The organism is Polaromonas glacialis (assembly GCF_000709345.1).
Taxonomy (GTDB): Bacteria; Pseudomonadota; Gammaproteobacteria; order Burkholderiales; family Burkholderiaceae_C; genus Polaromonas; species Polaromonas glacialis.
In genome coordinates this window covers 153,198-179,064 of sequence record NZ_KL448324.1, presented here as the reverse complement: position 1 = coordinate 179,064, position 25,867 = coordinate 153,198, and the positions used below count along the sequence as shown (strand labels likewise).

General features: G+C 58.7%; 23 protein-coding genes. 13 read left to right on the top strand and 10 right to left on the bottom strand.

The genetic code is table 11. The annotated features are described in order from the left end of the window. Nucleotides 1–2: 2 nt before the first annotated feature. On the top strand, nt 3–647 hold the full coding sequence (locus EC86_RS0121090; RefSeq protein WP_029527853.1) for a glutathione S-transferase family protein: 645 nt from the start codon (nt 3–5) through the stop codon (nt 645–647). A gap of 78 nt (nt 648–725) precedes the next feature. On the opposite strand, the gene EC86_RS0121085 is transcribed toward EC86_RS0121090, so the two are convergent. Further along, nucleotides 726–1,550: an IclR family transcriptional regulator gene (locus EC86_RS0121085; RefSeq protein ID WP_051676213.1), complete on the bottom strand. Its 825-nt coding sequence runs from the start codon at nt 1,548–1,550 to the stop codon at nt 726–728. A 273-nt stretch (nt 1,551–1,823) separates the two neighbouring features. Between EC86_RS0121085 and EC86_RS0121080 the strand changes: the two genes are divergently transcribed. The 3 genes from EC86_RS0121080 to EC86_RS0121070 are packed head-to-tail and all read left to right on the top strand — an operon-like array spanning nt 1,824 to nt 5,661. After that, complete coding sequence (locus tag EC86_RS0121080; RefSeq protein ID WP_029527851.1) at nt 1,824–2,573, top strand: electron transfer flavoprotein subunit beta/FixA family protein; 750 nt, start codon at nt 1,824–1,826, stop codon at nt 2,571–2,573. Between the two features lie 32 nt (nt 2,574–2,605). Continuing rightward, entirely contained in the window at nt 2,606–3,547 is a 942-nt protein-coding gene (locus EC86_RS0121075) for an electron transfer flavoprotein subunit alpha/FixB family protein (RefSeq protein ID WP_029527850.1), read from the top strand. Then, nucleotides 3,547–5,661 carry a 3-hydroxyacyl-CoA dehydrogenase NAD-binding domain-containing protein gene (locus EC86_RS0121070; RefSeq protein WP_036773724.1) on the top strand — a complete coding sequence of 705 codons (2,115 nt, stop codon included), beginning with the start codon at nt 3,547–3,549 and terminating at the stop codon, nt 5,659–5,661. Before EC86_RS0121075 ends, EC86_RS0121070 begins: the two co-directional genes overlap by 1 nt. Before the next feature lie 83 nt (nt 5,662–5,744). On the opposite strand, the gene EC86_RS0121065 is transcribed toward EC86_RS0121070, so the two are convergent. Then, entirely contained in the window at nt 5,745–7,079 is a 1,335-nt protein-coding gene (locus EC86_RS0121065; protein ID WP_029527848.1) for an IS4 family transposase, read from the bottom strand. 55 nt (nt 7,080–7,134) lie between these two features. On the opposite strand from EC86_RS0121065, the gene EC86_RS0121060 reads away from it, so the two are divergent. From EC86_RS0121060 to EC86_RS0121040, 5 genes are all read left to right on the top strand, one after another. Continuing rightward, the gene (locus EC86_RS0121060; protein WP_029527847.1) at nt 7,135–8,280 is read left to right on the top strand and encodes an acetyl-CoA C-acyltransferase; all 1,146 of its coding nucleotides are present in this window, start codon (nt 7,135–7,137) and stop codon (nt 8,278–8,280) included. 83 nt (nt 8,281–8,363) lie between these two features. Beyond that, a complete protein-coding gene (locus EC86_RS0121055) occupies nt 8,364–8,642 on the top strand; it encodes a hypothetical protein (protein WP_029527846.1) in 279 nt (92 codons plus the stop codon). A 9-nt stretch (nt 8,643–8,651) separates the two neighbouring features. Continuing rightward, a complete protein-coding gene (locus EC86_RS0121050; RefSeq protein ID WP_029527845.1) occupies nt 8,652–9,860 on the top strand; it encodes an acyl-CoA dehydrogenase family protein in 1,209 nt (402 codons plus the stop codon). A 10-nt stretch (nt 9,861–9,870) separates the two neighbouring features. Beyond that, nucleotides 9,871–11,004, top strand: a complete 1,134-nt coding sequence (locus EC86_RS0121045; protein ID WP_029527844.1) for an acyl-CoA dehydrogenase family protein — start codon at nt 9,871–9,873, stop codon at nt 11,002–11,004. 155 nt (nt 11,005–11,159) lie between these two features. Beyond that, on the top strand, nt 11,160–12,134 hold the full coding sequence (locus EC86_RS0121040; RefSeq protein ID WP_029527843.1) for an NAD(P)H-dependent flavin oxidoreductase: 975 nt from the start codon (nt 11,160–11,162) through the stop codon (nt 12,132–12,134). Nucleotides 12,135–12,561: 427 nt separating this feature from the next. Here EC86_RS0121040 and EC86_RS0121035 read toward each other — a convergent pair whose 3' ends face one another. The 8 genes from EC86_RS0121035 to EC86_RS0120995 all read right to left on the bottom strand — a co-directional run bounded on the left by EC86_RS0121035 (nt 12,562) and on the right by EC86_RS0120995 (nt 19,558). Beyond that, nucleotides 12,562–13,800: an ABC transporter substrate-binding protein gene (locus EC86_RS0121035; protein WP_332258701.1), complete on the bottom strand. Its 1,239-nt coding sequence runs from the start codon at nt 13,798–13,800 to the stop codon at nt 12,562–12,564. Nucleotides 13,801–14,213: 413 nt separating this feature from the next. Further along, complete coding sequence (locus EC86_RS0121025) at nt 14,214–15,173, bottom strand: Bug family tripartite tricarboxylate transporter substrate binding protein (RefSeq protein ID WP_051676212.1); 960 nt, start codon at nt 15,171–15,173, stop codon at nt 14,214–14,216. Between the two features lie 28 nt (nt 15,174–15,201). Beyond that, nucleotides 15,202–15,594 carry a nuclear transport factor 2 family protein gene (locus EC86_RS0121020; RefSeq protein WP_029527840.1) on the bottom strand — a complete coding sequence of 131 codons (393 nt, stop codon included), beginning with the start codon at nt 15,592–15,594 and terminating at the stop codon, nt 15,202–15,204. Between the two features lie 4 nt (nt 15,595–15,598). Next, the gene (locus EC86_RS0121015) at nt 15,599–16,360 is read right to left on the bottom strand and encodes an alpha/beta fold hydrolase (RefSeq protein ID WP_051676211.1); all 762 of its coding nucleotides are present in this window, start codon (nt 16,358–16,360) and stop codon (nt 15,599–15,601) included. Between the two features lie 208 nt (nt 16,361–16,568). Beyond that, complete coding sequence (locus EC86_RS0121010; protein ID WP_029527838.1) at nt 16,569–17,000, bottom strand: tautomerase family protein; 432 nt, start codon at nt 16,998–17,000, stop codon at nt 16,569–16,571. A gap of 82 nt (nt 17,001–17,082) precedes the next feature. Then, entirely contained in the window at nt 17,083–18,102 is a 1,020-nt protein-coding gene (locus tag EC86_RS26425) for a Bug family tripartite tricarboxylate transporter substrate binding protein (protein WP_084181636.1), read from the bottom strand. A gap of 47 nt (nt 18,103–18,149) precedes the next feature. Continuing rightward, nucleotides 18,150–18,860, bottom strand: coding sequence for a 3-oxoacid CoA-transferase subunit B (locus EC86_RS0121000; protein WP_232229994.1), 711 nt, complete (start codon nt 18,858–18,860; stop codon nt 18,150–18,152). Further along, nucleotides 18,857–19,558 (bottom strand): 3-oxoacid CoA-transferase subunit A, encoded by a 702-nt coding sequence (locus tag EC86_RS0120995; protein ID WP_029527835.1) that lies wholly within the window; start codon nt 19,556–19,558, stop codon nt 18,857–18,859. Before EC86_RS0120995 ends, EC86_RS0121000 begins: the two co-directional genes overlap by 4 nt. 593 nt (nt 19,559–20,151) lie before the next feature. On the opposite strand from EC86_RS0120995, the gene EC86_RS0120990 reads away from it, so the two are divergent. The 4 genes from EC86_RS0120990 to EC86_RS0120975 all read left to right on the top strand — a co-directional run. Further along, nucleotides 20,152–20,772, top strand: a complete 621-nt coding sequence (locus EC86_RS0120990; RefSeq protein ID WP_029527834.1) for a recombinase family protein — start codon at nt 20,152–20,154, stop codon at nt 20,770–20,772. Nucleotides 20,773–20,775: 3 nt separating this feature from the next. After that, nucleotides 20,776–23,775 (top strand): Tn3 family transposase, encoded by a 3,000-nt coding sequence (locus EC86_RS0120985; RefSeq protein WP_029527833.1) that lies wholly within the window; start codon nt 20,776–20,778, stop codon nt 23,773–23,775. A gap of 101 nt (nt 23,776–23,876) precedes the next feature. Beyond that, nucleotides 23,877–24,866, top strand: a complete 990-nt coding sequence (locus tag EC86_RS0120980) for a GlxA family transcriptional regulator (protein WP_051676209.1) — start codon at nt 23,877–23,879, stop codon at nt 24,864–24,866. Nucleotides 24,867–25,139: 273 nt separating this feature from the next. Further along, nucleotides 25,140–25,867: IS110 family RNA-guided transposase (locus EC86_RS0120975; RefSeq protein ID WP_029523719.1), on the top strand; the 728-nt coding region annotated here is incomplete at its 3' end.

The following is a 25,867-nucleotide window of genomic DNA, read 5'->3' as shown; positions in this document are numbered from 1 at the left end:
CGATGGCTACCCTGTATCACGCACCAAGGTCTCGTTCGTTCCGAGTGCTGTGGACGCTGGAGGAACTGCAGCTTCCATATACGCTGGAGGTTCTGCCATTTCCCCCAAGAGCGTTCGCCAAAGCCTACCTTGGCGTGAATCCTCTGGGCACGGTGCCGCTGTTTCTGGATAAGGATGTGCGCATGACAGAGTCTTGCGCCATATGCCAGTATTTAGCGGGACGACACAGTCCGGGTGGGCTCGGCGTGCTTCCGTCAGAGCGCGGCTATTCGGATTATCTGAACTATCTTTCGTTCGGCGAGGCCACGCTGATGTTTCCGCTGGCCGTGTACTTGCGCTACACCAAGGTGGAGCCCAGCGAGCGGAGGCTGCCTCAGGCTGCCGAAGATTACCGGCGTTTCTTCTTTGGCCGACTCCGAAACATCGATGCCCTCCTCGCCGATGGCCGTCAGTACATTTGCGCTGACCGGTTCACCGTAGCGGATATTTCGGTTGGCTACTCCCTGCTCTTTGCGGAAAACAACGCTCTGCAGGCGGAGTTTCCTGTCAACGTTAGCAACTACCTGGCGCGACTTAAATCCATCACATCGTTCGAGAAGGCACGGCAAATCGAAAGCAGCGCTCCGCTGTCTTCGTTAGCGCCATAGGCCATGCCAGGACGGTGAAACTGCACAGGTAGCCCTCACAACGCGCGGCCAAGACCGGAGTGCCATGCGGCGCTCCGCCTAGGTATCTGCTCGGTACTTTGTCTCGATGCTGTGTACTGTGGCGATGAGTCTCGGGCGGACTTCGCTCATGAAAGTTTCAGCCGAGATCAACTGCGCGGCCGCAGCGACATTGACCACCATCAGTGGAAGGCCCGGGTTGAGTGAAATTGGCACTGCGATGGCATTGACTTCGCGCCGCCAGTCACCGAAGGATCTGACGCAGCCATGCTCCTGAAGATCCGAGACAGCTTGCTGGATGCTTTGCTGTACCTGCGGCCATGCCTGTGGGTCCACTGCCTGAATCCGCAACTCAAGGGTTTCGCGTGCGCCGGCAGGCGCCCCTGCGAGGTAGCCCCGGCCAATTGCTGTGGTTGCCAGTGGCAGCCGAGAGCCGATGCCGAGCCGCAGGGTGAGGATGGCCGACTGGCTGCGGCAGTTATCGATATACAGCATTGAAAGCTGGTCGCGAATCGCGAGCGAGACCATGCAGTCAGTGTCGTTGGCGAGTTGCTGGAGCAGCGCGTTGCTCGCTTCTTTTACATCCAATCGCGAGAGCGTCGTGCCTCCGAGTGCCAGCGTTTTAAGACCCAGGCGATACCGTCTTGACTCTGGAATGTGATGCAGAAATTCTAGTTTGGTGAGCGTATAGGTCAGTCTCGTGACAGTGGATTTCGGAAGCGTGCATCGCTGTGCGAGTTCTTGGTTGCTCAACCGCTCCTCACCCGATTTGAACGCATGCAGCACTTCCAGGCCACGCGCAAGCGCAGTGACGAAGTGCCTGTCTTCCTTGGCATTTGTGGTCCGCTGGGACAAGTTATCGAATTCATTGTCGGATTTCGTCATAGCTCACTCTCAAATGCTCTAAGAACCGCAATGCGGAACAGACTGAAAAACCCAACAACACCGAAGGGTGTGTTGTGCCTGCCTGCGGCAACCTGGCGGGATGGATTCTAAACATATGGTGGTTCGGCAAGGATGAGCAATAAGACTGTTCTGCTATGCAGTTTAGAAATCTCAGGTCGAGTGGGCTTTTGCGTTTCTTCGACTCCACAATTCATAGCCAGCGACGTCTGCGCAGTTGCGATGTCATGAACGCACAAACCCGGAGAAACTCAATTGAAAGTTATTGTCGCAGTCAAGCGTGTGGTCGATTACAACGTGAAGGTGCGCGTGAGAAGCGACGGCACGGGTGTGGACATTGCCAACGTCAAGATGAGCATGAACCCTTTTGACGAGATCGCCATCGAAGAAGCCGTGCGGCTCAAGGAAAAAGGCCTGGCGACCGAAGTCGTTGCCGTCTCGTGCGGCCCGCTGCAGTGCCAGGAGACCTTGAGAACGGCCATGGCCATCGGCGCGGACCGCGCCATCCTGGTCGAGACTCTTGAGGAGCTCCAGCCGCTGGCCGTGGCCAAGCTGCTCAAGGCGCTGGTGGACAAGGAAGCGCCGCAGCTGGTGATCCTGGGCAAGCAGGCGATCGACGACGACTGCAACCAGACCGGGCAGATGCTGGCGGCGCTGCTGGGCTGGGGCCAGGCGACGTTTGCCTCCAAAGTCGAGGTGCTGGACGGCACGGTCCAGGTCACGCGCGAGGTCGATGGCGGCGCCGAGACGCTGTCCTTGAGCCTGCCGGCCATCGTCACGACCGACCTGCGCCTGAACGAGCCGCGCTACGTGACGCTGCCCAACATCATGAAGGCCAAGAAAAAGCCGCTGGAAAATATCAAACCCGCCGATCTGGGCGTCGATGTGGCCCCGCGTCTCAAGACCCTGAAGGTCAGCGAGCCGCCCAAGCGCAGCGCCGGCATCAAGGTTCCTGACGTGGCCACGCTGGTGGACAAGCTCAAGAACGTCGCCAAAGTCATCTAACACCTGTCCAGCCTGAACGGAGTAAACAACACATGACCTCTTTAGTCATTGCAGAACACGACCACGCCAGCATCCGCCCGGCCACGCTCAACACCGTCACCGCTGCCATCCAGTGCGGCGCTGGAACGGGTGAGGTGCATGTGCTGGTGGCCGGGCACCACGCCCAAGCGGCCGCGCAGGCCGCCGCCGCCATCGCCGGCGTCGCCAAGGTCATCCACGTCGAGGGCGAAGCCTTCGCCCACGGGCTGGCCGAGAACGTGGCCGCGCAGGTGATCGCGCTGGCCGCCAGCTACAGCCACCTCTTGTTCCCGGCCACCGCCTCGGGCAAGAACATCGCCCCGCGCGTGGCCGCGCTGCTCGACGTGGGCCAGATCTCGGACATCACGAAAGTCGATGCGGCCGACACCTTCGAGCGCCCGATCTACGCGGGCAACGCCATTGCCACCGTGCAGAGCACAGACGCCGTTAAGGTCATCACCGTGCGCACGACCGGCTTTGACGCGGCCGCATCCACTGGCGGCGCGGCCACGGTTGAAACCCCGGGCGGCGTCGCTGACAGCGGCAAGTCCAGCTTTGTGGGCAGCGAGATCGCCAAGAGCGACCGGCCCGAGCTGACGGCGGCCAAGATCATCGTCTCGGGCGGGCGTGCCTTGGGCTCATCCGAGCGGTTCCATGCCGTGCTCGAACCCCTGGCCGACAAGCTCGGCGCGGCGCTGGGCGCCTCCCGCGCGGCGGTCGATGCGGGCTACGCGCCCAACGACTGGCAAGTGGGGCAGACCGGCAAGATCGTGGCGCCCCAGCTGTACGTGGCCATCGGCATCTCGGGGGCCATCCAGCACCTGGCGGGCATGAAGGACTCCAAAGTCATCGTGGCGATCAACAAGGACGGCGAAGCGCCCATCTTCAGCGTGGCCGACTACGGGCTGGAGGCCGACCTGTTTGCCGCCGTGCCGGAACTGACGGGGGCGCTGTGATGGAATTGAGCCAACTTGTTGTTCAAACGTGCCTCGACGGCGTAGTCCTCCTGCGGGTCAGCAATCCCCCAGTGAACGCCATCAGCACCGGCGTTCGCAGGGCATTGCTTGACGCGGTCGAGCAGGCCGACACCGACAGCGCAATCCGCGCCATTGTGATCACGGGTGCTGGCAAGAGCTTTATGGCCGGTGCAGATATCCGTGAGTTGGGTCTTCCTGCCCAGCCTCCCAGTCTGCCAGACCTCTGCAACAGAATCGAGAACTGCGCAAAGCCGGTCATCGCGGCCATGCACGGCGTGGCGCTGGGCGGCGGGCTGGAAATTGCTCTGAGCTGCCACTATAGGCTCGCTGCGGAGGAGGTGAAGTTAGGACTGCCGGAGGTTCTTCTTGGCCTGATGCCAGGGGCGGGAGGTACGCAGCGGTTGCCTCGCCTGATCGGGGTCGAGTCTGCGTTAGCGCTCATGCTGAGCGGCCGGCATGTGTTGGCGAAAGAGGCGCTTTTACTGGGAATTATCGACAGACATGTGCTGCTCGGTGATGCCGCAGCGGCGGGCGTTCAGTACGCGCACGAGCTATTGAATGCCGGGGCTGGCGTTCGCCGCTCCCGCGATGCCGAAGGCCTCAAGGATCACGCAGCTGCCCAGGCCTTTTTGGACGAAGCGCGCAATGTGCTCGCCAAAAAATCCAGGCACCTGTTTTCCCCACACAAGATCGTCGAGGCCGTGCAGTCAGCACTTGGGATGGCATTTAGCGAAGGCTTGACGCAAGAGCGGGCAGCCTTTCTGAGCTGCCTGCAGAGCCCGCAGTGCGAAGCTTTCACTCATGCCTTTTTGGCCGAGCGAGCAGTCTCCAAGGCACCCGAAACGCCCGGCGCGCCGCCGCTTCCCGTCATGGCAGTGGGAATTGTCGGCGGGGGACTGATGGGGGCAGGGATCGCCGTGTCGGCCATTGACGCGGGCTTGTGCGTACGGATGGTCGAACAGGACGACAAGGCGGCCGCCCGGGGCCTGGCAAACGTCGAGAAAGTCTTCGCCGGACAAGTCTCCAAGGGACGGATCACCCAGGCGGGCATGGACTCGGCACTCAAGCGCTTTTCTGTCTCTACCGACTACCAGTCGCTGAAAGATGTCGACCTGGCGATCGAAGCCGTGTTTGAAGATATGAACGTCAAAAAGATGGTCTTCGAGCGACTGAACCTTACCTGCAAGCCAGAAGCGGTGCTCGCGACGAACACTTCCTACCTTGACATCGATGAAATCGCCCGGACGGTCTCGCGTCCGGAGCGCGTCATCGGGCTGCACTTCTTCTCGCCCGCGAACATCATGCCTCTTCTTGAGATTGTCGTTGCGGGCAAGACGGATGCGCAGACGGTCTCAACGGCATTCGAATTTGCGAAAAAGCTGCGCAAGGTTCCTGTTCGCGCGGGTGTCTGCGACGGATTCATTGGCAATCGGGTGCTGGCTGTTTATCGGGCTGCTGCCGACCACATGATGGAAGATGGCGCATCGCCCTATCAGATTGACCGGGCGCTGCGGGATTTCGGGTTTGCCATGGGTCCATACCAGGTGGCCGACCTGGCTGGCGGTGACATCGGATGGGCAACGCGAAAGCGCCGCGCCGCAAACCGCGACCCCAACGCGCGTTACGTGCAGATTCCGGACCGCCTCTGCGAGCGCGGCTGGTTTGGGCAAAAGACGGGACGCGGGTACTACCTATATCCCCAGGGTTCACGAACGGGCGAGGAAGATCCGCAAGTGCTGGCCATCATCGACGAAGAGCGCCGCCGTGTCGGCATCGAGCCCAAGAGGTTCACGGATGGAGAAATCGTGCGGCGCTATCTGGCGGCCATGATCAATGAGGGCGCCAACGTGGTTTTTGACGGCATTGCGCTACGCCCCCTGGATGTGGACGTCACATTCCTTCACGGCTATGGCTTTCCCAGATTCAGGGGGGGGCCCATGAAGTACGCGGACACCATCGGTCTGGGCAAGGTGTTGGCCGACATCAACGAGTTTTCCGTTGCAGACCCACTTTTTTGGAAACCTTCAGCCCTGTTGGTAGACCTTGTCGGGCGGCGTGCCGGATTCGCCACTCTGAACAACGCTCTTTCGTGATCAAACCTAGGAAAACCATCATGCGTGAAGCAGTTATCGTCTCCACCGCAAGAACTCCCTTAACCCATCCCATTACACATAAGTCACCCATCATTAAACTGCCGGGCATAACGGGCGCCCTCAACAAAGACGGCAATCTCCTGCATGCCCAGCCAAATCGTCCTGGCCCCCGGTTCGCCATCGTGCTTTCTCCCCAGAAAGCCGCCGCGCTGAGCAATCAAACGCACCACGGTGTTGAGCGGGGGCGTCTGCCGGGGCACGGGCTTTTTGTTCAGGATGAACGCCGCTCGCCACTCGTCGGGCTCGAACAGCAGGTCTGCCGGTAAATCGGGCAAGGTGCGCCCCAGCCGCATCAGGCGGTTGATGCGCCAGGCAATCACCATGTACAGCGCCAGCGCGGTCTGCAGCCGCTCGGTGTCGGCCAGCTGCAAGCGCTCGACACGGCAGCCCTCCTTAAGCACCAAGAAAAAAAGCTCAATTTCCCATCGAGCGCGGTACCAATTGACGAGCTCCACTGCGTCCTGCAGCGTGGATGCCACCCGGTTGGTCAGTAGCCGCCAGACCACCGGCTTGGCGCCTGCGGGGGCGTTGATTTCCGACGCAATCAGGCAGGTCACTTCAAGTTCGCCGCCCTGGCGGTCAGGCAGCAGGACACGCTGGGCACGCTGGGCACGTACCTCCTGCTCGACCGCGCGGGCCTTGCGCCCGCGACCGGCCGGCATCTCAAAGCGTATATGCCCCAGCGGCACGCCGGCCATGACCTCATCCCACAGCTTGCCCCCTTCGGGCAGCACCCGGTTGTGCTGGCAGCGCACCAGGTAATCGGCCGCATGGTTCATCTTGCGCGCCATCACCAGCAGCGCCAGGATGTCCGACTCGCGGTCGCCGATGCACACGTGGCGCGTGCCGGGCAGCTCGCTGGCCTGCTCGGCGATGCGCTCGTAACTTTCCACCCAGCGCACACTTTCGAGCATGCCGCCGCGCGGCGCATCGCCTTGTTTGAACTCGCGCGCCCATGTCCAGGCGTTCATCACCCCCAGCGGCTCGCGCTCGGGCGTGACCACGTAGGTCGGGTGCAGATACAGCCCGCGCTGCGCTTCGTAGCTCAGCGGCCCCAGGCCCGTCATCGCCTGCCCGTTGTAGTCCAGCTCGGTCGTGTCCTGCAGGCACAGCACCACCGCGTGCTCGCGAATGCGGCCCATCGTCGCCTGGCGGTGGGCTGCCATCACGCCTTCGCAACTGACCTGCTCGTTGCGCAGGAAGCGGTACGCCGCCGCCGTCTCGGCCCAGTTCTCGCTCGCCCCCGGAATGCTCGCGCCGGGCTTTTGCCCCAGCCGCTCGGCCAGCAGCACGGCGCGCCGGTTCAGACGCGGGTCACCTAAATCAATCGTCTCGAATTCCTGTTGCGCCCAGCCCATCCACTTGCCCCTTCAATTACTCTGCTGCCTATATTACGGGCATGTGTGTAATGGGATGCCCTTAACCAAGGCGCACCGCGGCGAGTTCAACATTACCCCAGGCGCGACGCTGGCCTCATTCGCAGTTCGCGCAGCCGTCGAGCGTTCAGGCGTCGACCCCGAACTGGTCGAGGACTTGATTCTCGGCTGCGGCTATCCAGAAGGGCGAACCGGTCGCAACCTTGCACGCCAAGCGGTGTTTCGCTCCGGTCTGCCGACCAGCATCGCAGGGATCACCGTGGCGCGCTTTTGCGCGTCGGGCCTGCAGGCCATCGCATTTGCGGCCGGTCGAATCGTGGTGGATGGCGCGCCAGCGGTCATCGCTGGTGGCGTTGAAAGCATTTCTGGGATCCGTACACGTGAAAACGGGGAGGACACCGATCCCTGGATTGCTGAACACAAGCCGGACGTGTACATGCCAATGATCGACACTGCCGACATCGTTGCCATGCGCTACGGCATCAGCCGCGAGGCGCAGGATCGATTTGCGCTGCAAAGTCAGAAACGGACCGAAGAGGCACAGGTTGCCGGGCGTTTTAACGATGAGATCATCTCGGTTACCACGACAATGGCAGTCACCGACAAGGTCACAGGAATCGTGACCCGTATTCCGGTCACGGTGAATCAAGATACCTGCAACCGACGCGGCACCACTTATGAGGCGCTGGCAAAGCTGCCGCCAGTCAAGGGAGAGGGAAACTTTGTCACGGCTGGCAACTCTTCGCAACTGTCGGATGGCGCTAGCGCCTGCGTGATGATGGAAGCAAAGGCTGCGCAGCAGGCCAATCTCGTGCCGCTGGGGGTTTTCCGTGGATTTGTCGTTGCCGGCTGCGAACCTGATGAGATGGGCATCGGTCCAGTCCTGGCCGTTCCCAAGCTCTTGAAGCGCCATGGCCTCAAGGTTGACGACATCGGGCTGTGGGAGCTGAACGAAGCCTTTGCGTCGCAGGCCCTCTATTGCCAGCAGCAACTCGGGATTTCCGACGAATGCCTCAACGTCAATGGCGGCGCCATCTCCGTCGGGCACCCCTTTGGCATGACCGGCGCACGCCTCACGGGCCACGCGCTGATTGAAGGCAAGCGGCGCGGTGTGAAGTATGTGGTCGTCACCATGTGCATCGCCGGCGGCATGGGCGCCGCCGGGCTGTTCGAGATTTTCTGAGTCAGACGCCATCAGATTTTGAACCCTTCACTTATGTGCGGCCTAGCACCAGGCTTTGGTTACCTGTTTATTGGAAAAACTCTATGAATGCATCCGTCAGGATAAACATGATCAAACGTACTGCCGCTGCCGTGCTGCACGCCAACGTAGGCCTGGCCTGGGAAAAATCTCTGGACGCCGACCGCCTGCAACAGCTTGACCAGCGTACGAGCGTGCTGCTGGCGAATAGGGTCGCCTCAGCGTTCTCTTTTTTCTCGCTGATCTGCCCAAAGGCAGGGCGTCAGGCACACACGCACCTGACCATTTGCCAAGCTTCAATGTTGATGAAGGCTCGGTGGCACTCAATTTTTTGTACCATTTAGGAGCCACTCGTGGATCTCAAATTTACCCTTGAAGAAGAAGCCTTTCGCGGCGAAGTCCGCGCTTTTCTGGCCGACAAGCTTCCGCGACGCTTTTCGGAAATTGTGAAGTCCGGCAGGCGATTGAAAAAGGCCGACATGGCCGAGTGGCATGCCATTCTCAATCGCCAGGGTTGGCTCGTGAGCCATTGGCCCAAAGAGTACGGCGGTCCGGGATGGACGGTGGTCGAGCGATTTATTTTTGAAAACGAATGTGCACTGGCCGCAGCCCCGCGCATCGTGCCATTTGGCGTGAGCATGCTCGGTCCTGTGCTGATCAAGTACGGCAACGAGCAGCAAAAGCGCCACTGGCTGCCCCGAATGCTCGATGGGTCCGACTGGTGGTGCCAGGGTTACTCGGAGCCCGGAGCAGGCTCCGACCTGGCGTCGGTCAAGACCACGGCGGTACGGGGCAGCGACGCGCAGGGCGACCACTACATCGTCAATGGCCAGAAAACCTGGACCACGCTGGGTCAGCATGCCAACATGATCTTTTGCCTGGTCCGCACCAACCGCGAGGCCTCCAAGCAAGCGGGCATCAGCTTCCTGCTGATCGACCTTCAGTCGCCTGGCGTGCAAATGAGGCCTATCGTGCTGCTTGACGGTGAACCAGAAGTGAACGAAGTGTTCTTCACCGATGTGCGGGTGCCGGCTGCAAACCTGGTGGGCGAAGAGAACCAGGGCTGGACCTATGCCAAGTACCTGCTGACCTACGAGCGCACCAACATTGCGGGTGTCGGCTTCTCCGTGGCCGCGCTCGAACGCCTCCAGGCCATCGCCGGCAAGTCGATGCGCAACGGCAGGCCGCTGACCGAAGATCCGCAGTTCGCCGCACGCCTGGCAAGGGTAGAGATCGATCTGGAGAATATGAAGACAACCAACCTGCGCGTGATTGCCGCTGTCGCTGGAGGGGGTGTGCCGGGGGCCGAGAGTTCGATGCTCAAGATCCGGGGCACCGAGATTCGGCAGGAAATCTCATCGCTCGCACGGCGCGCCATGGGCCCTTACGCCTTGCCTTTTATTGAGGAAGCGCTCTACGAAGGCTACACCGAGGCCCCTGTAGGCCCTGACGAGGCCGCTGGCGCCGCTGCGCTTTACTTTAACAACCGCAAGCTGTCGATTTTCGGCGGCTCCAACGAAATCCAGAAGAACATCATTTCCAAGATGATCTTGGGACTCTGAAAGCAAGGCCATGAACTTCGTACACACAGAAGACCGCCGCATGCTCGCGGACACCCTGGACCGCTTCATTGCACAACAATACGGTTTTGAGACCCGCGATCGCATCGCTTGCTCCAGCAAAGGCGTGAGCCCCGAGATCTGGCGCCAACTGGCCGAAATCGGCGCCATCGGCGCGCTGTTCACCGAGGAAGATGGCGGCTTTGGCGGTGCCGGCTTCGACATCGCCGTGGTGTTCGAAAGCCTGGGCCGCGGCCTGGTGGTCGAGCCTTTCCTAGGCTCGCTGGTGGTCGGCCGTGCCATTGCCCACGCCGGTACCAGTGCCCAGAAAGAGGCACTAAGCGCCCTTATCGACGGCAGCACCATCGCGGCGCTGGCGCACGACGAGCCGGGCTCTCACTACGAGCTGGCGCGGGTGGGAACGCGCGCCGAGAAGCATGGCGCCGGGTGGCTACTGCAAGGGGCCAAGGCGGTAGTGCACCAGGCCGAGCAGGCGGGACTGCTGCTGGTGTCGGCACGCACGGCGGGGGCCGTTGGTGACGAGCAGGGCATCTCGCTGTTTGTGGTTCCCACCGATGTCAAGGGCTTGTCAATGCGCGGCTACGGCAGAATCGATGGCGGCCGCGCGGCCGAAGTCACGCTCCACGATGTGCAGCTCGGCGCCGACGCGCTGCTGGGTGTGCAAGGGCAGGGCTATGCGGTGCTGGAGCGGGCTGTCGGCTATGGCGTGCTGGCGCTTTGCGCTGAGGCTGTCGGCGCAATGGACGTGGCCAGGAAACACACGCTCGAATACCTGCAGACGCGCAAGCAGTTCGGTGTGCCGATCGGCAGCTTCCAGGCCTTGCAGCACCGCATGGCCGATCTGCTACTCGAGATCGAACAGGCGCGCTCTGCCGTGATTAATGCCGCAGCGGCGCTGGACGCCGACCGTATTTCGCGCGAGCGAGCGCTGTCAGCTGCCAAGTACAGCATTGGCCGCATCGGCGCACTGGTAGGCGAAGAAGCAATACAGCTGCATGGCGGCATTGGCATGACCTGGGAGTTGCCTTTGTCCCACTATGCTAAGCGCTTGGTGATGATCGACCACCAGCTCGGCGATGAGGACCACCACCTCCAGCGCTTCATGGCGCTTGGAGCCAGCCACTGAGGTGAAAAACCAAGCAGCATGACCGGTGCCGGTCCGCGGCAGCTGAGCCAACAAAAGACTGTTGGCGAACGGATGCACAGCCTGCGTGACCCGACTCCGGCCAGCTGCCATGTCAGCGTTTCTACAAAAGCTTCAGCTACAAGGAAAACTAAGCAGTGAAAACACGAATTACCGAACTCTTCGGGATCCAGCATCCCATCATCCAGGGTGGAATGCACTTTGTCGGGCTGGCAGAACTGGCCTCGGCGGTATCCAACGCTGGCGGTCTAGGCATCCTGACGGCGTTGACGCAACCCAGCCCTGTCGCACTCTCAGCAGAAATAGTGCGTTGCCGCGCCATGACCGACATGCCCTTCGGCGTCAACTTAACGTTCCTGCCCTCCCGAACGCCGCCGGATTACGCAGGCTACGTCCGTGCCATCGTCGATGGTGGGGTCAAGATCGTCGAAACTGCGGGCAACAATCCGCAAAAGTGGCTTCCTGCGTTGCATGAAGCAGGCGTCAAGGTCATGCACAAGTGCACCTCAGTGCGCCATGCGCTGAAAGCACAAAGCATTGGCTGCGATGCGGTGAGTGTCGATGGCTTCGAATGCGGCGGTCATCCGGGCGAAGACGACGTGCCGAACTTCATTTTGCTGCCGCGCGCTGCACAAGCGTTGACGATTCCCTTTGTCGCGTCCGGCGGCATGGCTGATGCGCGCTCACTTGTTGCCGCGTTGGCTCTTGGAGCTGAGGGAATAAATATGGGGACACGATTTGTTGCGACCAAAGAAGCCCCAGTTCATGAGAACGTGAAGCAGGCTATCTTGAGAGCAAGTGAGCTAGACACTCGACTCGTCATGCGGCCTCTGCAAAACACCGAACGCGTCCTTAACAATGCGGGGGTCGAGCGCCTTCTTGAGAAGGAAAGGCAGCTCGGTTCTGCGATTACCTTTGATGACATCGTCGCCGAGGTTGGCGGCGTCTATCCGCGCGTGATGAAGGATGGTGAGATGGACGCTGGAGCATGGTCATGCGGCATGGTGGCTGGCTTGATTCAAGACATTCCAAGGGTGAAGGAACTGATCGACCGGATTATGCTCGAAGCAGAGGAAATCATACGACGTCGGCTGATAGGTATGCTGGCATAGTTGGCCCTTGCATGAACGTTTTCCAGCAAGCATCAGCATTGTGAATGTTTCAACGGGGGATTACAGGTTAATCGGCGGCGCCATGTGCGCATCCGTTTCGTCCTGCTGGCCCTGTGATGGCATTCACTGACAAGGCTTCTTGTGCAGATTAGGATTTATGCCCAGTCTTACTCCTGGAGGCCCCCAAGCCCGATGCGATCTGTTGACCCATCACTTCAATTTTTGCCTAACTCGTGTGTAAAACGCTGCACCATCGTCGCGTTATTCAAATCTTCGGTCAACAAGATCAGGCTTCCGCCAAATCGGTCAGGTCATCTGAGCTGATCAATTAAAGACTCTGACTTGGGTCAGCATGACCCAGACGGTGTACGCCAGCTCGTTGGCTAAAAACGAAACCACCACATACACGAGCAGTGCTCTAATGTCGCTACTGCCGAATACGACCTGTTGAGGTAACGATTGTCATTTCGACAAAGCGAGAACCCGATTGCTGATTGGGCCTGAAGCCCAGCTTGTAGCCCCCCAGATCGTAATTATCAATGCCCTCTAGGGCCTTGACAAACCCCTCGCGCGAGATTTTGGGCCCCATGCGACGCGCACTCTCGACGATCAGGGCACCGACGATATACCCTTCCATCATCGCGTAGCTCACCGGCACCGTCTGGTCAACCCTCTTGGCAGCTAGGTCAACGAACGTCTTGGTGAGCTTGCCGGAAATTTTGTATGGACTGGGCGTCACCTGGGTAATGGCAACGCCCCTCATGTGTTCCTCCCCAAGGCGCCGCGAAATCTGTTCGATATCCACACTCGAATGCGCCAGCAGTTGCGCCGCGCCCCCGGTTGCACGGTACTTTTCAATGAACGCACCAGTGGCTGGCGAACTGGACACCAGAATGATGGCTTGGGGCGCGGCTGCAATGAAGGCGTCAATGATCTCACTGGTCACTTTGGTCGTGCCAGCCGCATGAAATCCTTTAACCACCAGTCGCGCATTCTTGCTTTTGGCCATCTCTTCGACAGCTGTGACCAGCGCAGCCGAAGGCGGGCCGTCCTGATAGAAAAAGCCCAGCTTGGTAATTCCGACGGTTGCCAGGTGCTCGACCATCTTGCTCACTTCGTCGAGCAAACCGGCGCGCACGTTGTAGACCAGCGGTGCTTGTGCCCGCATCTCGTTGATACGGTAGCCGACCAAGGCTATGTTTTCCGTCTCCAGCAAGCGGGTCTTGATCAGCTCGGCCAGATTCGCATCTCCGAAATAGCCCGCCAGGACTAAAGGGCGGCTTTCCGCAAGCAGTTGCCGGGTGGCGGCAATGGTTTCTGCGGGCATGCTTCGATCGTCTTTCACAGCCAGCGCAAACGTGTGGCCGTTGACGCCCCCGGCCGCGTTAGCGTGGCTTAGTGCCAGCTGAAGGCCGGCAGAGTAGGAGCGCCCCAAAGTTGCTTCCGGCCCAGTTAGGGGCGCTGCCTGTCCGATGACAAGCTCGGTAGCTTCTGCCACAAATGAAAGCATCAATGCAACCAAAACCAAAACCAATCCGCTACGCATCTGTGTTTTGAAGTGTCTCATAAGGCAATACCTTTTCTTTTTGTTAAAATGAGTGGGGTCATGCAGGTTTGCCAGTTCATCCATTGCCTGGAACGCAAGCGCATTTTGATGCTGGTGCACCTATCTGATTTGCTGGCTGATGCTCGATCTAAAACCATCGCTGAATTCCCGTCGCACTATCAGGGTCGGCATGCTCAACTCCCGCAAGCTCTTTTTCAGTGAGTGCGTTGGAATGCCACTACAGGAGTCAACAATGCATTGCCGCGTACTCTTGCGCGAGGATGGCAAATTGAAGCAAGTCAACAGTAGCGACGCAACTGCCACGAAGGCACTATTGAATCGCTGGGTTGAAGTTTGGTGTGCAGTACCGTAGCTACGAACCGCAGATGAATTTCTGTTGGAAAGCGCTACCGATTCCTGGTTGTTAATGAGGGGTGCGCGGTGCTTACCAACTCATGCAATGATTTAATACGTTTTGCGCGTTCATGGAAACGATCTGCTTGAGCCATGGGAAGGCTTTCTGATCTCTACCATTACTCTGGCTGTATACCTGCTGCACGTATTGTTTCTCGGTACCGGATGAGCTGGTCGTCGACTAGCTTGCCCAATGCAGCTGCGTCGCCTGGAGTGGCAACAAAGCCCTGCTTTTGCAAAGTGCTAAGTACTGCCGGGTCTTTTAGCGCGTCTGTGAAGGCAACTCGAATCTTGGCAATCACTGGATCGGGTGTTCCCGCAGGAGCAAACAGGCCAGCCCAGGAAGTGATCGTAAAGCCCTTCACACCGCTTTCGCCCATTGTCGGCACTTGCGGCAAGAGCGGGCTGCGCTCTTCCGACGTCGTCGCGAGGACTCGCAGCTTTCCCGATGTCAAGTGCGGCAATCCGAGCGCAGGCGTTCCGAACATCACTTGCACTTGGTTGCTCAAGAGATCGAGAATTGCTGCCGGCTCGCCCTTGTACGCCACATGCTCCATCTTGATCGCACTGATGGAATTGAGCTGAAGTGAAGAGACAAGCGCGGTTGTATTGCCTGTCGCGAAGTTGAGCTTTCCAGGATTTTGCTTCGCCAATCCGATGAGTTCAGAAACCGTTTTGGCTTGAGTTTTTTCATTGACATAAAGGAAGAACGTATACCGTCCGATAGCCGTTACCGGTACGAAGCTTTTGACTGGGTCGTAAGGCAGTTTCGTTTTCAGCGCTGGCGAAGCTGACAGGGCACTGTTCGTACCGAACAACAGGGTAAGGCCGTCTGGCTTCGAGCGGGCAACTTCCGCTGCGGAAATGATGCCGTCGCCTCCGGCCTTGTTGTCTATGACAATTGGCTGCCCCACCTTGGATGAAGCTGAAATGGCGATGGCACGCGCGATGGCATCGGAGGCAGATCCCGGAGGAAAGGGTACAACCAGGCGTATCGGCGCATTTGGGTAATCGGCGCGTGCCATCGAGGAAATAGCCAAAGCGGCAAATAGAATGATTAGTCGGTTCATGATGTTCATAGAGGAAATTAGCAACTGCTGTTAGGTCTTATGGTCCAAAGCTTGAGCGCATTTGGATGCCCCATCGGCCTTCGAACTGAGTGAGTACGTAGAGTGATTCATAAATACCGATAATCGAGCCATCGCTGCGAAACCGGGTGTAGCTCAGGGCGTAATGAGATTTGAAGTCGCTGAACTGCACCAGGTCTCTGGTTCGCCAGGTACTGTGCTGCCAGCCGTCTTCCCTTTGAAGTTTCTGGAACAGATCCATGGGATTGCTGCCCGCCTTGTCATAAACCTTGACCTGGCTGCCCGTAAAGCGAAAATGTGGAAAGTGCATTGCCGCATCCATGGCAACTGCGTCGTGGGCATTGAGCGCGGCCATAAAGCTATCGAGTACCTTTTTGCACTGGATGTCGATTTCACTTTTTTGATCGGACATGTGTTTATCCTTGGGCTGTGTTGTAGGTCAAAAAATTCCGCACTGCTTGCTCGAACGCCATGGGTTCGTCGAGCGGGGCGAGATGCGCGGCAGGGAGTTCGAGATAAGTGCTTTTCGGGATACCCTTATGCAGCACGAGGGCTTGGTCAACGCTGGTGGCCCTGTCTTGGGCACCGCCGATGACCAACGTAGGAGACTGCACCAGATGCAATGTTTCTCGCGCGTCAAACGACATCACAATGCAGCAACACTGCACGTAGCCCTCTACACTGGTTGCTTTAAACATCTCTTTGAGCCACGACACCAACAAGGGGGAAACTTGTGCGTGTTCAGGTTTCAGCCAGCGCGCAACAGTGGCATCCGTTAGGACGGCTAACCCGCCAAGCTGTGCTTGCGAGAGTCGAGATTCCCACAATTCAGGGGCACCAAAGTGTGCGGCTGTATTGCTAAGTACCAGCCCGCGCATCCGATGAGAAGACTGCATAGCCAGTTCCAACCCCAACGCCCCACCCATCGATACACCGCAATAGAAGAAGCTTTCGATTTTTTGGACATCGAGCTCGGCGAGCAGCATTTTCGCCATTTCAGCGAGGGACACAGCAGGCCACGCAGGAGAGTCGCCATGCCCCGGGTAATCAAATCGGACAAGGCGATAATCCTCACCCAAGCTTCGCTCCAGTGAATTCCAAATTCGTTTGTCAGTGCCAAGTGCGTTGCCAAGCACCAGACACGGCGCATGCTTGGGCCCCGTACAAACGAGACGCATTTGACGTTTGCCTGGGCTCACGCTAACGGCCGTGCAATACGGGTTCATTGCGCATCAGCATTGAAGGCTTTAATAGTCACAGATGTTGACGCTGGTTGCTGGTCAGTACCTTCAGCATTACTGCACAGGTGCCTCACTGGCGCCAACCTCAAAAATGCCGCTCGACTATCGGACAGCTTGCAGCCTGCGTCAAACAAAAAGTTGAGGTTCATATGCTTTGCGGTCCGCCAGAGCTCAAAAAGCCGTTGGTTTCCAGCCAAGCAGCATCATCCTTCGGGTGGGGAAGCAAGATGCCTCCCTCCATTACGTTGGATCCCGGCACCTCGGCGAGTGAGACAACGATTTCTCCCAATTGGGTCGTTGGGCACTCTTTAAGCCACAGAGCGGTGAACTGTTTCATCATGGACTCCTTGATCTCTTGGCTTCGACCTGCGCGAACGCTGCCACGGATATTGGCAACCCCAGAGTCTTCACCGCCTGAAAAGCAGTTCGAAGCTGTGTATGCCTGGAACATGACGTGGACAAAGTGCCGCGGGGCGCCTGTGAGCCCACAATGGATGTCCGTAATACCCTGTGCAATCGAACGTTTCGCTTCGTTGGACAGAATTCCTTCTTTGTGTACGCATGTATAGAACGGCATATCTTTCTTTCGTATGTGTTTGCAATTCAGATAGAAAAGCGGTGCAGGTTTAAGCCACTTCTTCGTCTATGGACGGATTTGATTAGTCCAGTTTGATCGAGTTGCGTTCGATCACAGATTTCCAGCGTGCCCGCTCTTTTGCAAAAAGGGCTGTGGTCTCGGCTTGCGTCATGGCCGGATAGCTTTGGAGCGCTTGATCGTCAAGCGATTTAATGAAGTTTGGATTGGTCGTCGCGGCAGTGAGTGCCTCATACAGGCGGCTCTGAGTTGCAGCAGGGGTTGCTGCCGGTACCAAAATGGCGAACGAGGTTGAGACATCAAGGCCTTTAAAACCCAGTTCGGCCAAGGTCGGAACGTCTGGAATCTTGGGGTGCCGTTCGTTCGCCATCACAGCCAAGATTTTCAGCCTGCCCGCCTTGACCATGGGCAGAACTGTTTGCAAGACTTCAAAGCTTGCGCTGGTTTCACCCGACAATAGAGCAGTCATGGAGGGCGCACTGCCTTGGTATGGAATCTGTTGCAGCTCAATGCCCGTGATTTGTGCGAAGAGGGCTCCAGCCAGGTGCGTTGGATTTCCGTTCCCCGCAGATCCATAGTTCAATGGTGTCTTGGCTTTCTTCGCTGTGCCAAGGAATTCATCAATTGTCTTAACGGCAGAGGTGCTGTTCACCACAACAACGAAGGGCATCCGACTGACCATTCCAATTGGAGCAAACGCCTTTTCCGTATCGTAGGGCAGCTTTTTATAAAGGAATGGATTGGAGGTGGTGGCCGCAGTTCCCGCTAGGAGAGCGACCGTGCCATCGGCTGGTGACTGCGCCACATACTGAGCTGCAATGATGCTGTTTGCGCCAGGCTTGTTCTCCACCACGACTGTAGTGCCTAAAGGTCCGGTCAGGTACTGTGCTGCCAGTCGGCCTGCATAATCTGAAGAACCACCAGCGGCATAAGGAACAATCAGTCGCAGCACTTTATTGGATGCCTGGCCTTGCGCAAAGTTTGGCAAGAGACTTGCAGCAGGCAGCGTCAGAAATGAGGCAATAAGTCTTCGGCGCGCTTTGGAATCGGGAGAGGCTGACTCTGTGATGTGTAATTTATCCATGGGTGGTCCTTGTTTCGGTTGTGGATCTGTATCGAGTGATTGATTGCTTAGGTACCGTTTTGAGTAGGTATCGCTTGGTCGGAGCGCGCAACCTGCAATCCGAGCAGGCGCTCTAATTCTTCGTGGGAAAGACCCGGAGTGAGCTCAATCACCTTGATGCCATCCGGAGTGCACTCGAGCGTTGCCAAGTCCGAATAGATGCGCTTGACGCATGCGACGCCGGTCAGCGGGTAGGAGCACCTGTCAACGACTTTGCTCTGACCATCCTTCGTGAGCAAATCCATCATCACCCAGGTCTGCTTGGCACCGACAGCGAGGTCCATTGCGCCGCCAACGGCCGGAATCGCGCCAGGCTCGCTGGTGCTCCAGTTGGCCAGATCACCTGTAGCAGACACTTGAAATGCGCCGAGAACACAAATATCGAGATGATTACCGCGCATCATGGCGAAGCTATCTGCTTGGTTGAAAAAACTGCCACCCTCAAGCAGGGTCACAGGCTGCTTGCCCGCATTGATCAGGTCGTAGTCTTCGTGGCCACAAGCTGGCGCGGGACCCATGCCCAAAATGCCGTTTTCGCTGTGCAAGATGACCTCTCGATCGTTCGAAATGTGATTGGCAACCAGTGTCGGTTGACCGATACCGAGGTTGACATAGGCTCCATCATGGATGTCGCGTGCCACGAGCTTGGCGACATCCATCTTGCTGCGCCGTTGGTAAATCGCTGCCATGGCGGACTCAGGGTTGCCGACTTTGCTCATGCTGCCTCCTTAAATCCACCTGCCTCAGTACGGACTCGGGGTACCTTGACGACAGCCTGGACGAAGATTCCAGGTGTGATGATCGCTTCAGGATCCAAGGACCCGAGCTCTTGCAACGCGTGAACCGTTGCAATTGTTCGCCGCGCTGCCGTTGCCATGACCGGTCCGAAGTTGCGTGCCGCCTTGCGGTAGGTCAGGTTGCCCCACCGGTCTCCGGTCTCTGCCCGAATGAGGGCAATGTCGCCTGCAATCGGGTACTCAATGACGTACATCTGACCATTGATTTCCCGCGTCTCTCTGCCTGCGCCCAGTTCTGTGCCGTAAGCCGTCCGGCTGAAGAACGCGCCAATGCCAGCACCCGCTGCACGAAGCCGCTCAGCAAGGTTGCCTTGAGGAACAAGCTCGAGTTGAATTTTTCCGGCTCGGTAGAGCTCGTTGAAGACCCAGCTGTCAGCGGTGCGAGGAAAGCTGCAGACCATTTTTCCAACTTGGCCAGCCTGGAGTAATGCTGCAAGGCCGGCATAGCCATTGCCAGCGTTATTGTTAACAACCGTGAGGTTCCGAGCCTTGGTAGCCATCAGTGCATCGATGAGCTCAGTCGGTATGCCTGCAGTGCCAAAACCTCCAATCAAAATTGTCGCGCCGTCAGCGACGGGCCCGAGTGCTTGCTCAGGAGAGCCTGCCACTTTATTGATCAATTTATCAACTCCAGATGAAATAGACGAGTTAATGTAAACAGCATATACAAGAAAGTTAACAGTGTTTACCCTTAGATTAACGAAGCAATCTCTTCAGTAAAAGCATATTAATAATTCCTATTTGCCAAGTTCACAACGAATGACCGCATGAAGGTAAAGAGTGGGTTTTGCCAGAATGGCAATCAAGCAGCTTGCTCGGCCATGCTGAGCGCTATGACTGAAATACTTGAGCCAGATGCTGACTAACAAGGCAATGCGCTTGCCCGTTAACGTCATGCATGCTGGCATATCTGGTACGCGGCCTAAACGTTGAGCTATCGTCATCTTGAAGGCTTGGCGGTGCACCCTGCGAGGTAATCGAGTGAGAGTGCAAAATCACGTCCAGCGCAGCCTAGGAAATGACGTACTTCATAGGCCCCAAGAATTCGTATTTGCAGGGTTTGAGGTTCGAGGTGCAGTGGAACGGAAAACCGGGTTAACTGGCTAATTGAAATAGCCAAATAGGTTGTGGCCAATTTACATTGGCGAATTTGCTCTTGGCCGCCTCTCCTACAATGGGCCAAATTGAGTACACCCATTTTGACCATCCCTTCATGAATATTGCCCGCATCTACCTGCGTGTCAGCACCGACGAGCAGGACCTCACACGCCAGAGCGACATTGAGCGCAACACAAGGGATGCCGGGTACTACATCGCCGGGGTCTACCGTGAGAAAGCATCCGGTGCGCGCGTTGATCGGCCCGAGTTGCAGCGGATGATCGCCGACCTTCAGCCGGGCGAAGTGGTGGTCGCGGAGAAGATCGACCGCCTCAGCCGATTGCCACTCCCGCAAGCAGAGAAACTGGTCAACTCGATTCGCGCCAGGGGCGCACGCCTGGCGATACCCGGTCTGGTCGATTTATCGGACCTTGCGGCTGACGCGGATGGAATGACCAAAATCGTGCTGGAGTCGATCCAGGAATTGCTTCTCAAGCTGGCCTTGCAGATGGCTCGGGACGACTACGAAACACGCCGTGAACGCCAGCGCCAAGGTGTACAGCTGGCCAAGTCAGCCGGTAAATATGTCGGACGCATTGCAGACACCACCATTCATAAGCGCATCGTTGCATTGCGTGGTGCAGGCCAAACGATCCAGCGAACTGCCGAGCTGTCCGGATGCAGCCCGAGCCAGGTCAAGCGAATATGGGCACTCCATCTGCAAGCCAAGACTTGATCAATGCCCGTTGGTTTTCTCTCCAGCGATCAGCGCGAGCATTATGGCCGTTTCACCGGGGAGCCGTCATCAGATGATCTGGCCCGCTATTTCCACCTGGATGAATTCGATCTCGGGCTGATTTCACAAAAGCGTGGCCCGCACAACCGGGTTGGCTTTGCCGTGCAGCTGGGCACAGTGCGCTATCTTGGCACCTTCCAGTACGACCCGCTGGACATCCCAACATCGGTGTTGCAGGCGCTGACGAGGCAGCTGTACATCGATTCCACCGAGGGTGTTCAAGCCTACCGTGCCGGTGAGCAGCGGTGGTTGCATGCGGCGGAAATCCGAGCGCAATATGGCTACGTCGAGATTACCGAGCATCGCATCGGATTGCGCCTGACCCGCTGGCTGTACGCATTGTGTTGGACGGGAACTGATCGGCCCAGCGTGCTGTTCGAGCGGGCGAGCACCTGGTTGATCACGCAAAAAGTGCTGCTGCCAGGCTGCACCACCCTTGAACGCTATGTGTCACGCCTGCGCAGTCGAGTCGAGGCGCGGCTGTGGAAGTTGCTTACTCAAGGCGTCAGCATGACGCAGCAGGCAAGGCTGCAAGCCTTGCTGGAGGTGCCTAAGGGCACCCGTAAATCACAACTCGACCGCCTGCGCACCGGGCCGGTGATGACCAGCAGCACATCGCTGACCCTGGCATTGTTTCGCCTGAACTCGGTGCGTGAGCTGGGTATCAAACTGCCCGCTACAACCCGCATACCGGCAACCCATATCGCCGCTCTGGCGCGTTTTGCGGGTGCTGCCAAAATCAATGCAATCGTGCGCTTGCCCAATCCACGCCGCCTGGCAACGCTGGTCGCCTTTGCACATTGCCTGGAAGCGTCGGCGCAAGACGATGCCTTGGACGTGCTGGAAGGGGTTTTACGCGCCCTGTTCGGCGGTGCCGCCAAGGCCGAGAAGAAAGCCCGCCTGCGCACGATGAAAGATCTGGATCAGGCTGCGGCTACTTTGGCCAGCGCTTGCCGGGTATTGCTCGATCCCGATGTGCAGGATGGCGAACTGCGCACCAAGCTGTTCGAGAAGATGTCTCCAGGCACACTGCAGCACGCAGTCGATGGCATTACTGCCCTGATCCGGCCGGCCAACAATGTTTATTACAAGGAGCTGGAGGCGAAGTACAGAACAGTGCGGCGATTCCTTCCCGCCTTGGTGGCTCACATCCGCTTTGGCGCAAACCCAACTGGCAGGCCAGTCGTTGCCGCGCTCGACTGGCTGCGAGTCAACTTGACGCGCAAGACACCGCAAAGCGATGCCCCGTGCGAGGTGATCCCCAAGGCTTGGCGGTCACATGTTTTTCAGGACGATGGCACCGTTGATCGCCGTGCTTACACCTTCTGCGTCCTCGAAGAGCTTCAATCAGCGCTCAAGCGGCGTGACGTTTTTGTGGCGCCAAGCTGGCGGTATGCCGATCCGCGCGCGGGTTTGCTGGGCGGCTCCGAATGGCAAGCCACCAGACCCGTCATCTGTCGCACGCTGGGATTTTCGGCCAGACCTGGGCCTGTGCTGACCGCCTTGACCATGGAGCTGGACAGCACGTACCGCGCGGTGCTGGCCAGGCTGCCGGACAATCCGGCTGTGCGGTTTGAGTTCGTGGCTGACAAGCACGATCTGGTGCTCAGCAGGCTGGAGAAAACGGATGAGCCAGCCTCGCTGGCCGCATTGCGCGACAAAGTGTTCGGCATGCTACCGCGCGTGGACTTGCCGGAGTTGTTTCTGGAGATTGCCGTACGCACCGAATTTACGGCCGCGTTCACCCACCTCTCGGAGCGCACGGCCCGCGCTGCCGATTTGCAGGTCAGTTTGTGCGCCGTGCTGATGGCCGAAGCCTGCAACACCGGACTGGAGCCTCTGATCCGAGGCGATGCGCCTGCGCTCAAACGGGATCGGCTTTCCTGGGTGGATCAGAACTACATTCGTGACGACACGCTGGCACAGGCCAACGCGACCCTGGTGGCCGCTCAAAGCAGTCTGGCACTGGCCGACCTGTGGGGCGGAGGCGAGGTCGCCTCGGCCGATGGCATGCGGTTTGTAGTTCCGGTTCGCTCCGTGCATGCCGGGCCGAACCCCAAATACTTCGGTACCGGCCGCGGCGTCACCTGGTACAACTTGATCTCGGATCAGTTCTCCGGGCTGAACCACATTACCGTGCCTGGCACGCTGCGCGATAGTTTGATACTGCTGGCAGTGGTGCTGGAGCAGCAGACAGAGCTTCAACCCACGCAAATCATGACCGATACCGGCGCGTACAGCGACGTGGTGTTCGGCCTGTTCCGGCTGCTGGGTTATCGGTTCAGTCCGCGTCTGGCCGATGTTGGCGGAACACGTTTCTGGCGCATCGATCCCAAGGCCGATTACGGCTTGCTCAACGACATCTCGGCCAATCAGCTCAGCTTGCAGCGCATTAAGTCGCACTGGGATGACATGCTGCGCCTGGCCGGCTCCCTCAAACTTGGCAGGGTGTCGGCCGCCGGCATCATGCGCACCCTGCAAATCGGCAACAAACCAACCCGCCTAGCGCAGGCCATCGCCGAATTCGGACGCATTGACAAGACGCTGCATACGCTGACCTACATCGATGACGAGACCAAGCGCCGTGACACGCTGATTCAGCTCAACCGTGGAGAAGGCCGCCACAGTGTGGCGCGGGCCGTGTTTCACGGCAAGCGCGGTGAACTGCGCCAGCAATACCGTGAAGGCCAGGAGGACCAGCTCGGTGCGCTTGGCCTGGTGCTCAACATGAGCGTTCTGTGGAACACCCTTTACATGCAAGCCGCCTTGAACCAATTGCGCGCCAATGGTGAGCCCGTCAACGATGCGGATGTCGCCAGGCTTTCGCCGCTGCTTCATGAGCACATCAATATGTTGGGTCGATATTCTTTCTCGATGCCAGAGGCTGTGGCCAAGGGTGAGTTACGGCCTTTGCGTGACCTGACAGACCCGAGCCAAGCATGAAAAATGGCAGGCCGACACAGCCAAAATTCATTTGTCCACTTAAATTGACTGCTTAACCCGGTTTTCCGTTCCACTGCACCTCAGACCCCGCTTTCGAGGGCGTGAGCCTTTTTCACCTTTCGGTGCCCGGCATCGTGTTTGGCGTGACGCCGCCACCCAGCGGACTCTCCCCGTATGAAGTGCGGTACTGCGCGCCGATGCCCGGCCGTGTTCGCTGTGACCAAGGCATGGAAATTGAGGTGCCCGGCGGACTCGACGCCATGGACGATGCTGACCTTGTCATTGTTCCTGCGTGGAACCATCCCGAAAACGTTGCTCCCCCTCTCCTGGCGCACGCCCTGCGCAAAGCACATGCCCGCGGTGCCCAGGTTGTCGGCCTGTGCTTGGGCGCCTTCGTGCTAGGGGATGCAGGCTTATTGGACGGGAGCCGCGCGACGACCCACTGGGCTTGTCGCGACCTCTTCGCCGAGCGGTTTGCGCTGGTTAATTTCCTGCCTGACGTACTGTATGTTGACGACGGCAACGTCATCACGTCTGCCGGGACGGTAGCGTCGATTGACTGCTGCCTGAACCTTGTGCGTCAGCGTCACGGCGCCGACGTTGCCAACCGCGTGGCCAGGCTGCTGGTGACACCGCCGCACCGCCAGGGCGGACAGGCGCAATACATCGAGCAGCCGGTGCCTGCACTGCCCAGCGAGAGCCGTTTGCCGGGCGTGCTGGAGTGGGCACGCGAGCATTTACCGGAGCCGTTGTCGCTCGATGTACTGGCCGACATTGCGCGCATGAGCCGGCGAACCTTCACCCGACGTTTTCGTGAGGCCACGGGCACCACCGTCAACAAATGGCTGGCGGCCGAGCGTATAGCCAGGGCGCAGCAGTTGCTGGAAACCACGAATTTGTCGATTGAGCGCGTTGCGACCGAGGTGGGCTTTGGCACCGCACTGTCCCTGAGGCAGCACTTTGCGAGCGAGTTGCACACATCGCCTTCTGCCTACCGGCAGCTCTTTTGTGAAGGCCAACAAGGCGTTTTGGACGCCTCAACCGGTATAAGACCTCAGCAAGGTGGTTTGCTCAAAACTTGTAACTTTTGAGCTTCCCAACCCCGCGCGCGGGCCAAGCGTTCCTGAAGAAACAATGGGACAGGCCGGATGCCCCATGCGCCGATTTGCGCTAAAAAGGCAATGGCAGCGCCGAGATGACCGACTTGGCATTGGTGCGAGTTTCAAGCAAGCCCGCTTTTGAGCATGGTCGGGGAATCGTCAGCGACAGTGGTGAGCGCAGCGATGCGCATCCCGTTTGAGAGAGTGAGTCCAATTTGACGCTTCCCATGGCGCTGCCATTGATCAACCATTGTGGAGGATGCCATGGCCATTCGCAAGCATGACAGTGAGGTGTTTCCCAATGCCGCGGGCATTGATGTGGGCGCATCGAGCCACTGGGTGGCGGTGCCCGCGCATCTGGCCGATGACCCGGTGCGCGAGTTCGGCGCGATGACGGCCGACTTGAACGCGATGGCCGGCTGGCTGCTCGCGTGCGGCGTGGACACCGTAGCGCTGGAGTCCACTGGCGTGTACTGGATCCCGGTGTTTGAAGTGCTCGAACAGCGCGGCCTGAAAGTCTGGCTGGTCGATACGCGGCAGATGAAGTACGTCCCCGGGCGCAAGAGCGACGTGCAGGACTGCCAGTGGCTGCAAAAGCTCATGAGCCTGGGTTTGCTGCGCGCGGCGTTTCGTCCAGACGCCCAGGTCTGCGAGCTGCGGGCGGTGGCGCGTCAGCGTGACGTGCTGCTGGTCGAGCAGGGCAGTTGGGTCCAGCGCATGCAAAAGGCGCTGGTGCAGATGAACATCCAGCTCACCGAGGTGCTCACCGATGTGATGGGACTGAGCGGCCAATTGATTATCCGGGACATCGTCGCTGGCGAGCGTGACCCTAGGGCGCTGGCACGCCACCGCCACAGCCGCGTCAAGGCCAGCGCGCAGGAAATCACGAAAGCGCTGACCGGCAACTGGCGCGAAGAGCACCTGTTCGTGCTGCGTCAGGCGTTGGGAATGTATGACGACATTGCCCGCCACCTGGCCGAGTGCGATGCTAG